The following is a 12,172-nucleotide window of genomic DNA, read 5'->3' on the forward strand; positions in this document are numbered from 1 at the left end:
GGCTTCTTTACAAATCAAACAAATTTATTTTTGAAATCTTATTTCAATTAATAATTTATCCAACTTAAAACAACTTAATGATATAAAAAATTTCTTAATCAATGTTGTAAGCCTTTAAAAGAACACCCTGTTTTTTTGATCGGGGTGCAAATATAGGAGTTTGATTGGAATAGGAGCAATATTTTCAAACTAAATATTTAAAAAAATATTTTGCAATTGCGCCCCAGTTGAAGAACTGTTGTTATAGATGTTATCTACTGCGTAACGTTGCAGGAAGTGGGCGTAAGTAAGTTGGCGGCGGCAGATTTTAGAAGTTTGAATAAAGGAGTTTTTGTTTCAACTTTAATTTGCTTGTGAGATTTTTTGGCAATATTTCTTGCTAACAAAGCTTTTGGTCTCTGTTTTAAGAGACTTGCAGCTTTACCTTATAAGTCTAAACTCTTGCTTTTAACGACAAGATATCCCTACAAAACTTAAATTAATCAACTGCTTCCGTATTATCTACCTACTGTTCTTCAAAATAAACAGCACACATTACAAAGCAGCAGGAAAGTACACTGTTAAAGTGTAATAAGTATCTACTGCAAAATATGATGAAATACACGCCTTATTTTATAATCCCTAAAAAAAACAGCCTCTTTTTACTCATATTTATTGCCCTTCATATTTCATTTTCCTATGCGCAGTTTACGCCCGGCACTTCATACTTTAGCAGCAATGGCTATATAGAATACATAGCGGGCAATTTGCCAATAGTATTGTCTGCCCCACATGGCGGCTACCTAAAGCCAGCTGGCATACCTAGCAGGACCTGCTCCGTTTGCGATACAACACAAGATGCTTATACACAGGAATTTGCGAGGGAGCTTAAAGATTCTATCTACAGGCTCTATGGTGGCTACCCACACCTAGTTATTAATTTATTGCACCGTGCTAAACTAGATGCCAACCGGGAAATAGTAGAAGCGGCACAAGGAAATGCCACGGCTGAGGCTTCGTGGTATGCCTTTCAAAGTTTTATAGACACTGCCGAGCAGCAAATTGTAGCCAATGGGCAAAAAGGTATTTACATTGACCTTCATGGCCATGGCCATGCGATTCAAAGGGTAGAATTGGGCTATTTGTTATCACAATCACAAACACAGCAATCGGATAGCATCATCAACACCAATACCTATGTAAACGAAAGCGGCATTAGGTACCTTATTAACCACAACAAACTGAACCTTACCCACGCCGACCTTTTGCGAGGCACTTACAGCTTTGGCACCATGCTGGCAAACCGAGGCTACCCTGCAGTTCCCAGCACAGCTATACCCTACGCCCAAACTGGGGATGCCTATTTTGATGGTGGCTACAATACCTCAAGGCATGGCTCCGACAGTGCTGGCAATGTAGATGGCTTTCAGATGGAAATGAACCAAACGGTACGGTTTACCACTTCTACAAGGCAAAGTTTTGCAAAAGCGGTTGCACTTTGCATTAACGATTATACCAACACGCATTTTATTACCACCAATATCACTTCCACATCTACTGGCGGCAACTGGAGTGCTACCAGCACATGGGTGGGTGGCGTAGTACCAACCCTTATCACCAATGTTGTTATTGCCAACAATGCCACTGTAACCATAGACAATGCAACCGCCACTTGTGCCAGCATCAGCTTTGGCAGCAATACGGCCAGGCTTGCTATGGGCGCATCCACAAGTGCGCTAAGCGTGTATGGCGATTTTACTATTTTTTCTACTACACACAATGTATTTTCATCTTGGGTATCGGGGGCAAAAATTTGGTTCAAAGGCAATGCAGCTACCCAAACATTAACCGGCTGGAACACAAGTGGCAACTCCACTGTTTTCATGGAGATGAAAATAGACAAAGCCATTGGCCGGGTAAACACATCGGGTGCAGGTATGCGCTTTTGCATTGGCACAAGTTTGGAAATAGTCAATGGCAGTTTTGAACTAAGTTCCGCAGATGATATTGAATTTAAAGACCTAAGCTACAACGGCACAACTGGCACTATCACAGTGCAATCTGGAGGCATATTTAACCTACTGGGCGGTAACTCACATATAAGGAGGGGGACTTTCACGGGTGATGAATCGTCAAAAATTGGTAAATTAACCGTGTATGGCACTGCATACATAGGCTCTTCTAATGCTACGCAAAGGCTAAACTTTGGTGGCATAGATATAGAAAATGGCGGGCTTGTAGAAATAGCTACCAGCAGATCCACTGCAGCGGCTGTGTTAAATTGTGGCACTATCACCGTGAAAAATGGCGGCGTTTTTAAAAACAGCCTGTCCAATGTCAATTACTGGTACCAAGGAAGCACCAATACTACGGCCTTAGTTGTCAATAGCGGGGGCATCTATTCCAGTTATGCTGGCACCACTATTGCCCCAACCGTTTGCACTTTGTTATCGGGCAGCACGGTTGCATTTTTAGGGTCTGGCACACAAACATTGCCTTCAGCAATTGCAACATACCAAAACCTTACGCTCAATAACAATGGCACTATTGTAAGTGGAAATACAAACATTGCTGGCACGCTAACGCTTACCGCAGGAAGCCTTGCCATTGGTGCAAACACGCTGAATATTGCTGGCAGTATCAGCCGAGCTACTGGCACGATAGATGCTAGCAATGGCGCAACCATTGGCTTTACAGGCATAGGGTTGCAAAGCATACCTGTCAATACATATACTGGGGCAATAAACAATTGCACCATCAACAACAGCAATGGCGTAACAATAAATGACAATCTTACTATAATAGGTAACCTTGCCCTTACCAATGGTGCATTGAACGTAGGCAGTAACACATTAGTGTTCCACAGCGGCAATACCCCCATTACAAGGACAGCGGGCAGCATTAATGTAACTACCAGCTCTAACATTAGCTTTGGATTAACTGGAAATACTGGTGGCAACGCATTCATCATTCCTGACAATACATTTGTGGCTACCCCTGATTTTAACACGCTGACCATTAATAGAGACAATGCTCTTACCCTAAACAACCAGAATATGTCCCTGAGGGGTAAATTAAAACTAACGGCCGGAACATTAATACTCCCTGCCAATTATACATTTATCCTTAAATCAACTGGCCTCCTGCAAACTACTCAGGTAGATGCAGTAGGAAGCAGTGCAAACATTCAATATGGAACAGGAGCTGCTTTCCAAGTAGAAAGGTATATTCCTGCAAGCAAAAGGGCATACAGGGTAATAGCAACTGGGGTAAACAGTGGCAGCAGCACCATTTTTGACAACTGGCAGGAAGGCGGCACCAACAGCAACGGCTATGGCACGCACATCACCGGCCTTGCAGGGGCATTGGGCATAGACAACACAACAGGGTTTGATAAAACACAGAAAGGCACCAAGTCTTTGTTCACCTATTCGGTTGACAACACCACAGGCAATGCTGGCTGGGTAACATACACCAGCACCAAGGGAAGCAACGATACCATTTCGGCTTATAAAGGCTACCTGCTTACCATAAGGGGCAACAGGGCTTATAACCTTACGGTAGATAATACGCTGATGAATGCCCCAGTAACGCTGCGCTCCCGTGGCAAATTGGTTACAGGCAGTATCAACTATACCACGAGCGGCGTAACAGCAAATGGCGTTACCAACAATAATATCAGGCTAAACAGCGGCTCGGCCACTGGCTTTACCATGCTGGGCAACCCATATGCTTGTGCCATTAATTGGAACAGCATCATAGCCAATGCAGCCAACCAAAACATAGAAAACACCTATTGGCATTTTGACCCGAATGTGGGCACAGTGGGGGCTTATGTTACTTACAATGGTATTGCAGGCGTATCTAGCAACCCATCCGGATCGGCATTAAACCAATACATACAACCCGGGCAAGCATTCTTTATTAAAAATACAAGCACCGCTCCTATTTTGCAAATAAGGGAAGCAGACAAAGCTGCAAGCAGCACCAACACATCTGTTTTTGGCGAAGGCGAAAACTCCAATATTGTTTTTTCGATTGACAAGCAAATAGACAGTCAGTTTGTGAATTTAGACGGTGCCGTATTATGTTATAAAAATAGTTTTACGAATGCCCTTGGCAAAGAAGATGCTACCAAAATGATGAACGCCGCAGAAAACCTATCTATATTTTCAAACAACAATACACTAAGCATTGAAGGCAGGGCAAGCCCTGCAATGGGCGACACGGTACAATTGAGGCTTGGCCAATTAGTAAACAATGCCAGCTATCGATTATTGATAGACTTAGCTTCCTTCAACAGTCTAGGGCTGCAACCCATATTAATAGATAGTTTGCTTCAAAAACAAATACCATTAACCACAGCAACAAAAAACATATACCCCTTTACAACTACGAATAATACCAATTCATTTGCCAATCGGTTCTCTGTTCTTTTTTCGCCTATCATATTACCCTACAACCCATTTATAATAACGGGCAAAGTATCATTGGATAATAGCAATGTGATTAGCTGGCAAAGCCTTGACAAAGCAAAATCTTATCAAGTGTCCTATTCAAATGATGGCAATCATTTTTCAGTTATTGATACCATTGTTGTACATGGCAAAAGCTATAGCTGGCAAAACAGCCACCCAGTTTTCTATATCAATTATTATAAGGTAACCGCAATATTGTCGGATGAGCAGCAAGTAATTAGCAATTTAGTACAGCTAACCAATGGTAATTTAAGAACTGATAAATGTTCCATATACCCAATACCTGCCCAAAAGAACAGAGTGATAAACGTTTGCTCCAATAGCTTTCCACAAGGGCAGTACCATGTAAGCATTTCCAATAGTGCGGGAAAAGAAGAGCAGGAGGCAAATTTCCTTAAAAACGACAGCTCCTCAAAATACCCTTTAAAACTATCCGGCTTAGCAGCAGGTGTTTATTATATAACGATTAGTAAAAATGATTTCAGTATTCAAAAAAGTTTTATAGTTGAATAAGATAGTGTACCTAATCATTTTTTTACTACTTACACTTTCTGCACAGCAAGCAAATGCAGGCAACAGCAGTAGTATTTGGCGAAAAGATGATATGAATGGAGGTCAACAATCATCCGACGACCCAGGTTTTCCTGTTGATGGCGGTAGTGGCGGCGGCAGCCAAGCCCCAGACAATGAAGTGCCTTTTGATGATGGCTTGCCTGTATTGGTTTGCGCGGCCATTGGAAGAGGCGTTTATATGATAAGAAAAAAGAAAACTGGGTAGTAAATTTATAAATCCGCTTAGCTATACTAGGTCAAAATTAGTATGCGAAAGTGTATTATCCTTGTTTACCAAAATGAAACTAACATAGTCAAGTCCACCCAATTAATCAAAAAAAACTGCGCTTAAACACAGTGTCGCATCCTAAAATAGGTTGACTAAAAATCAAGCATTTCCCAAGAACCATCCTTGAAAGATTGCCTTTCAAACTCTTTCTAGAGAAACACAATTTTATTTGTAATAAAATTTTTGTAATAAAATAAAATATTGCAAATGAAATATTATGAGGTTGTCTTGTCCTAAAATAGGTTGACAGTAAAATCTGTAAAAAGGATGATAGATTTAGGCTTAAAAAAGACAATAGTTAATGAGTATTTATTAGGCGGTTCGAGTTATCGCCAATTAGGCAAAAAGTATGGTTTAAGCCATTGGGTCATCTCTCATTGGGTCAAGCTTCATCATCAGGAGCAATTGGAAGAAGCTCAAAGTGCTACCTTGCAACCAATGGGCGAAGCATTGGAAAAGTCAGGGCTTGATGAAGTAAGCAGCCCTGCAGTACAGATTAAGGAACTTCAAAAACAACTGGCTCAGGAACGGCTGCACAACAAGCTGCTTACTGCCATGATAGATGTGGCAGAGGAAGAGTTGAAAATACCGATAAGAAAAAAGTATGGCACCAGGCAGTCCAGAAAATAAGGCATAGCGAAAAAGTGGCAGGCTTGTCGCAGCTATGTTCACTGCTTGGTTACAGCAGACAGGCATTTTATGGTTATGTCCAGCACCACAGTACCGCCATGCTTGAAGAAGAACTGGTTGTACAACAGGTGCTGTTGCACCGCAGCTTGCAACCCCGTATCGGCACCCGTAAGTTAATGGTGCTTTTACAGGACTTCATGGGAAAACACCATATTTCCTTGGGCAGGGATGCCCTCTTTGGATTGTTAAGGGAAAACGGGCTGCTGGTCAGGAGGCGGAAAACAAGGGTACAGACCACGTTCTCAAAGCACCGCTTCAAACGGTATAGAAATTTAATCAGGGACTATGTGCCGCTGGCAGCCAACTGTTTGTGGGTCAGTGACATTACCTACCTGGAAGTTGCAGGTGCCTTTGCTTACTTGAGCTTGATTACCGATGCGTACAGCAAGAAGATTGTAGGCTACCACCTGTCCAAGAGCCTACAGGCTGATGGGACGGTAAAGGCATTGCAGATGGCATTGGGGCATTGTAAAGATACAGGTGGGCTTATCCATCATTCAGACCGGGGCATCCAGTACTGCTGCAATGAATATATTGCCTTGCTGACGAAACATTCCATCAAGGTAAGCATGACCGAAAAAGGAGACCCATTGGAAAATGCAGTAGCAGAAAGGGTAAATGGCATACTGAAGCAAGAGTTGCTGCAGCAGCCTTACCCTTGCCTTGTATCAGCAGAAAAAGGGGTAGCAAAAGCAGTACTGGTTTATAATGCACTCAGGCCACACAGTAGTTGTGACATGCTTACCCCGCAACTGGCACACGAAGAAACTGGCGCACTCAAAAAACATTGGAAAAACTACTACAAAAAAAAGGAGGTAACGATGGACGGGACGTAAAAGTATTCAGGCAATACAAGAAAAAAAGGATAAAAAAAAGGTGTGCTATATTTTTGCACTTACTGTAAAGTCATTTTAGTATCAACGATTTCCTGTAAACCAATAACAGGATTATTTCTTAAAAGTGTCAACTTTTTTTAGGACGAGACAGGTTGTAATAAAAAAATTGCAATAAATAAAATTATTGCAATAAAATTATTACACCCATTTAGTGAAAAAGAAAATATACTAAAAATGATACTCTACTTTAAAACCAACATTTATATTGAGCAAATTCTGCTTGAAAGTAGAAGAATCTTGTATAATCTCTGTTGTGCGAGACTGCACATTAAAGATAACATTGCTACTGTCCGTTATTACGGCTTTGCGATGCCTTTAGGCAAGCCTGTTGCTAAAAACCATCAATACATCAATAGCAGATGCTTAAAGTGTTTGGCAACTGAGGTTCACCAGAATGGAAAGCAACATATCAATTTGGCAGGCTGTTTTTAACCAACAGTATATATGCTGATAATACTTAAAAAATACCATGTGCAAGGCAAAAGCCCCTTTTATTAGAAAATTTGCAATAAAATAGCGAAAAAACAATTGAACCAGATGAAAAAAGGTGTTTTGATATATGTAATGCAAAGATGCTGAAGCTTTTTTTAATAGCATTTTAAGATTTTTGAAACTTGGCGTGCCAATTGGATTACTACTATCGTAATTATTTACAACAATATTTAAAAAGTTTAGTCATGAAAAGTTTAGTTAAAACATCTGGGTTCAAAGCAATTGCTACATTATCTATCATTATTGCATCACAAATAGGGGCATTTGCAGCAAGTACAACTAACACAGAAACAACAAGCCTTAGCACTGCAAGCGCAGTAGGCTTTACCACATTGGGCATAGCCGTTATACTTGCCCCATTATTTAAAAGTGCTACAACAGCAAGCGTAAAGAAATAATTGATTATTTCTCAAAGCAAAAAGATTAAAAGAGGTTTCACAAAGTGGCCTCTTTTTTTTATGCTAATATCTAATCTGTTAATATGCTTTTTTGCCACAAAGACACAGAAGCTCGTAAAAACACGAATAAAAAGAAGTTTAAAAGCACTATTGATAACATAATATTTTGTCTTGTTCTCTTTTCATCCCTTTAAACTTTGTGCCTCTTTTTGTTTTTGTGGCTTAGTGGCAGATTAACCAAAATTGCACCTGTGTATTAAACAAATAATGAATACTATATTTTTTTGGTAAATTAACAGTGTTAATTATATTTGCAGTGTGTATGGGAATAGTAGAGCGAAAACATAAACAAAAAGAAGATTTGAGACGCCAGATACTCGACGCTTCGTTGCAACTTTTTATTGATACTGGCTTTGAGAATGTAACCATAAGGAAAATTGCCGACCTGATAGAATACAGCCCCACCACCATATACCTTTATTTCAAGGATAAGAATGAAATCCTTTTCAACATACATGAAATGGGTTTTGGCAAACTGTTGGAGTATAATGTTAATTTGGCAGGTATAGCTAACCCTTTGTTGCGCTTGCATAAAATGGGGGAGAATTATTTGCGTTTTGCATTGGAAAACCCAGCATTTTACGATATTATGTTCCTGCAAACTGCCCCAATGCAAAATATTTGTGAGGGGGATTGGGAAAATGGCAATCTGGCTTTCGATTCCCTAAGAAGCCTAATACAAGAATGTTTTGATACAGGGTTAATTATAAAAAGCAACATAGATGCTGCAGCTTATGGTATTTGGGGCATGGTACATGGCTTGGCTTCGCTGGCAATAAAAGACAGGCTAAAAAAGATGATTGAGGACGAAAAAGATATGCACTTGATGCTTCAGGAATCGCTTAATTGGATTATTAACACTTTAGATGTAAATAATAAATAGGATTTTTTTTGCACTTTACTTAACAACGTTAATTTAATTTTAATTGTAAACTTAAAACACCACAAAAATGAAACAGTATTTTACCACGCTGCTCCTGCTTTTACTCGTGCTACCCCATGGGAATGCACAAAGCGTTACCCAAACAGTAAGGGGTACGGTTATAGACAAGATTAGTGAAAGGCCCATTGCAGGTGCTAACATTTTAATTGAAGGCCTAAAATTGAGGGCGGTTGCCAATGAAAAGGGCGAATTTAGTATTGGGAATGTGCCACTAGGCAGGCAGAAGGTAGCCATTAACTGTGTAGGTTACCAGCCTGTTACTATACCAGAATTATTAGTAACAGCTGGGAAAGAAGTGGTACTCGAAATAGGACTGGAGCAGAAGATAGCCAACCTGAATGAGGTAACGGTTATTGGCTCAAAAATAAAGAAAGGGAATGTAAGCAATGAATTTGCTGGGAGCAGTGGCAGGAGTTTTAGCGTGGATGAAATTACAAGGTATGCAGGGGGCAGGAACGATCCTAGCAAATTGGTGAGCAATTTTGCAGGGGTTATCAGCAATAACGATAGCCGAAATGATATAGTGGTACGTGGCAACTCCCCTGCCGGGGTTTTGTGGAGGATTGAGGGTTTGCCATCGCCCAACCCTAATCATTATTCTACACTTGGGGCTACGGGAGGACCTGTGTCCATGCTCAATACCAATGCCCTGAAAACATCTGACTTTTATAGCGGTGCCTTCCCCGCAGAATATGGCAATGCTACTGCTGCAGTATTTGATATTTCCTTGCGTGCAGGGAATACGGAAAAACACGAAACGACACTGCAACTAAACCTTTTTAGCGGGTTGGAAGCCATGTTGGAAGGTCCTTTGGGCAAAAAAAGAGATGGCGCATCTTACCTAATAGGTTACAGATATTCTTTTGCTCAAATAGGCCAATCCCTAGGCCTGAATGTAGGCACGAAAGCAATACCAAAATACCAAGACTGGGTGTATAATATTCAGTTTAAAAAAACGAAGGCAGGTAAGTTCTCCCTTTTTGGTATTGGGGGTATCAGCAATATAGATTTTATAGGAAAAGAGTTGGACAGCAGTGATTTTTACAGCCGAAAAGACCAAGACTCTTACACCCGTATCTACACATTGATGTTTGGCGGCAAGCATATCATTGACCTCAGTCGGAAATCCTACATAAAAACCGTAGCTTCATATAGCCTTAGCAGCACGGAGTACCATGCTTACCAGTATGCTTTACCATTGCCCCCTTATACCACCAAATGGCCAAGTACCAATGTAAACGACAAACAACATGTGTTCCGTATTGCCTCTTTTATCAATACAAAGCACAATACACGCCTTTCTTCAAGGGCAGGTTTTGTGCTAGAACGATTCCACTTAAATTCAACAAGTTTTGTAAAAGAAGGCAAACCAGCTAGTACCCCTTTTGACACAGCAAGGAATGTTGACGATGGCTTTATGCTTGGGCAGTTGTTTGCCCAAGCAAAATGGAAGTTTTCTGATGCTTGGAGCCTTTCTGCGGGCATCAACTATATGTATTTCGACCTAAATAAAAGCCAAAGCATTAACCCAAGGATGGCTATTACCTACCAGCCCAACAATAAAACAACCCTTTCGTTCAGCTATGGCCTACAAGCACAAATGCAGGCTTTGCCTGTATATTTTTATACAGACACAACACCGGGCAGTACTTACAAGAATGGCAACAGGAATTTGGGCTTTACAAAAGCCAACCATTTTGTATTGGGTTATGAAAACAGGTTTGCCTCCAACTGGCGGCTTAAAGCAGAAGGCTATTACCAAGGCTTGTTCAGCATACCTGTAGAACCCTTTACTTCTGGCTTTTCGATGATTAATGCAGGCAATGATTTCTCTTTCCCTGCAAAGCCAAATTTATTAAACAAAGGAACCGGCCACAATGTTGGTGTAGAACTGACCTTGGAACGTTTTTTAAGCAAGGGCTTTTACCTACTTGCCACGGGCTCTGTATTTGATAGCAAGTACAAGGGCAGCGATGGCATAGAAAGAAATACTACTTACAACTATAAGTATGCAGCCAATCTATTGGCTGGCAAGGAATGGACAGTTGGCAAGAAAAAAACAAATGCCTTTACTGCCGATATAAAAATGACAACCATCGGCGGGCGGTATGCCACACCCGTGGATATTACCGCTTCTATTGCCAATGGCATAGAGGAACTGGACCAAAGCAGCTATAACTCCTTGCATTTGAAAGGCTATTTTAGGATGGATACCAAATTTGGTTTCAGGATAAATGGGAAACACAAAAAAATAAGCCAAACCTTCTACCTTGATTTACAAAATATTACCAATGAGAAAAATATATTCCTACGCAGATTCAACCCATTAAGGGGTACGGTGGGCGATGTTTATCAAATTGGTTTTTTCCCAGATATTTTGTATAGGGTACAGTTTTAGGGAGGTTGTATATATACAAAGCAACTTTTTTATATAAACAGCATAAGCCTACGATGCTTTAAAGCAGCTAGGCTTGTGCTGTTGCTTTTAGCAAGCATACCAAAGATTATCCAGATTTTATAGAATAGCGGCATTGCCTAAATGTCAATACGACTCCTGGTCGCTAGGGAAAGTGCTTTGTTTTATATCGCTAATATATAACTGCACAGCATTATTGATTAATTCCTGCAGGTTTAAGTATTGCCTCAGGAAACGCGGCTTAAACTCAGTATTAATGCCCAGCATGTCGTGCATTACCAGCACTTGGCCATCGCAATATTTGCCTGCGCCAATGCCAATAGTGGGTATAGCTATGTTTTCTGAAACTTCCTTAGCCAAAATGGCAGGTATTTTTTCCAGCACAATGCCAAAGCAGCCAGCTTCTTCCAATATTTGGCTGTCTTTTTTAAGCCTGTCTGCTTCTACATCTTCTTTTGCACGCACGGTATAAGTGCCAAATTTGTTGATGCTTTGCGGGGTGAGTCCAAGATGCCCCATTACGGGTATGCCTGCGCTTACAATGCGCTTGATGCTTTCTGAAACTTCCTCTCCGCCTTCCAGTTTCACGGCGTGTGCGCCTGTTTCCTTCATTATTTTAATGGCAGAAGCCAATGCTATTTCCGAATTAGATTGATAACTGCCAAAGGGCATGTCCACCACCACAAAACTCCTGTTAACCCCTTTTATCACGCATTGGGCATGGTAAATCATTTGGTCCAGCGTGATAGGTAAGGTAGTTTCGTTGCCGGCCATCACATTGCTGGCACTATCGCCCACTAGCAAAATGTCTATGCCAGCAGCATCAAACAAGCGGGCAAAGGAAAAATCGTAAGCGGTGAGCATTGCTATTTTCTCGCCATTGGCTTTCATTTTCAGCAAAGCATTGGTGGTAATCTTCTTGGCAGCCATCTTACTAGTATATTTTTGGCAAAGAAAAGGCTTTTCATAATTAGGAATT

8 protein-coding genes are annotated in these 12,172 nt (G+C 40.9%); 7 read left to right on the forward strand and 1 reads right to left on the reverse strand.

The features are described from left to right. The first annotated feature begins 590 nt into the window (after nucleotides 1-590). The 7 genes from ACHFIY_RS07405 (at nucleotide 591) to ACHFIY_RS07435 (ending at nucleotide 11,175) form a co-directional block, all read left to right on the forward strand. On the forward strand, nucleotides 591-4,970 hold the full coding sequence (locus ACHFIY_RS07405) for a T9SS type A sorting domain-containing protein (RefSeq protein WP_410845438.1): 4,380 nt from the start codon (nucleotides 591-593) through the stop codon (nucleotides 4,968-4,970). Beyond that, nucleotides 4,963-5,235, forward strand: coding sequence for a hypothetical protein (locus ACHFIY_RS07410; protein WP_410845439.1), 273 nt, complete (start codon nucleotides 4,963-4,965; stop codon nucleotides 5,233-5,235). The genes ACHFIY_RS07405 and ACHFIY_RS07410 overlap by 8 nt, the downstream gene beginning before the upstream one ends. A 330-nt stretch (nucleotides 5,236-5,565) precedes the next feature. After that, complete coding sequence (locus tag ACHFIY_RS07415; protein WP_410845440.1) at nucleotides 5,566-5,928, forward strand: hypothetical protein; 363 nt, start codon at nucleotides 5,566-5,568, stop codon at nucleotides 5,926-5,928. Between the two features lie 23 nt (nucleotides 5,929-5,951). Beyond that, on the forward strand, nucleotides 5,952-6,824 hold the full coding sequence (locus ACHFIY_RS07420; protein ID WP_410845441.1) for an IS3 family transposase: 873 nt from the start codon (nucleotides 5,952-5,954) through the stop codon (nucleotides 6,822-6,824). A gap of 737 nt (nucleotides 6,825-7,561) precedes the next feature. After that, entirely contained in the window at nucleotides 7,562-7,774 is a 213-nt protein-coding gene (locus ACHFIY_RS07425) for a hypothetical protein (RefSeq protein WP_410845442.1), read from the forward strand. 322 nt (nucleotides 7,775-8,096) lie between these two features. Beyond that, entirely contained in the window at nucleotides 8,097-8,717 is a 621-nt protein-coding gene (locus tag ACHFIY_RS07430; protein WP_410845443.1) for a TetR/AcrR family transcriptional regulator, read from the forward strand. A 67-nt stretch (nucleotides 8,718-8,784) separates the two neighbouring features. Continuing rightward, nucleotides 8,785-11,175, forward strand: a complete 2,391-nt coding sequence (locus ACHFIY_RS07435) for a TonB-dependent receptor (protein ID WP_410845444.1) — start codon at nucleotides 8,785-8,787, stop codon at nucleotides 11,173-11,175. Between the two features lie 144 nt (nucleotides 11,176-11,319). Here ACHFIY_RS07435 and panB read toward each other — a convergent pair whose 3' ends face one another. Then, entirely contained in the window at nucleotides 11,320-12,123 is an 804-nt protein-coding gene (gene panB / locus ACHFIY_RS07440; protein WP_410845445.1) for a 3-methyl-2-oxobutanoate hydroxymethyltransferase, read from the reverse strand. Between the last annotated feature and the right edge of the window lie 49 nt (nucleotides 12,124-12,172).

It is taken from the genome of Parasediminibacterium schistidii, from assembly GCF_046546515.1.
Taxonomy (GTDB): Bacteria; Bacteroidota; Bacteroidia; order Chitinophagales; family Chitinophagaceae; genus Parasediminibacterium.

What these genes read in the sequence shown, in the direction of transcription:
- ACHFIY_RS07430 (WP_410845443.1), top strand. Translation starts at nt 8,097, where the DNA reads ATGGGAATAGTAGAGCGAAAACATAAACAAAAAGAAGATTTGAGACGC.
- ACHFIY_RS07425 (WP_410845442.1), top strand. Translation starts at nt 7,562, where the DNA reads ATGAAAAGTTTAGTTAAAACATCTGGGTTCAAAGCAATTGCTACATTA.
- panB (WP_410845445.1), bottom strand. Translation starts at nt 12,123, where the DNA reads ATGGCTGCCAAGAAGATTACCACCAATGCTTTGCTGAAAATGAAAGCC.
- ACHFIY_RS07435 (WP_410845444.1), top strand. Translation starts at nt 8,785, where the DNA reads ATGAAACAGTATTTTACCACGCTGCTCCTGCTTTTACTCGTGCTACCC.
- ACHFIY_RS07405 (WP_410845438.1), top strand. Translation starts at nt 591, where the DNA reads ATGATGAAATACACGCCTTATTTTATAATCCCTAAAAAAAACAGCCTC.
- ACHFIY_RS07415 (WP_410845440.1), top strand. Translation starts at nt 5,566, where the DNA reads ATGATAGATTTAGGCTTAAAAAAGACAATAGTTAATGAGTATTTATTA.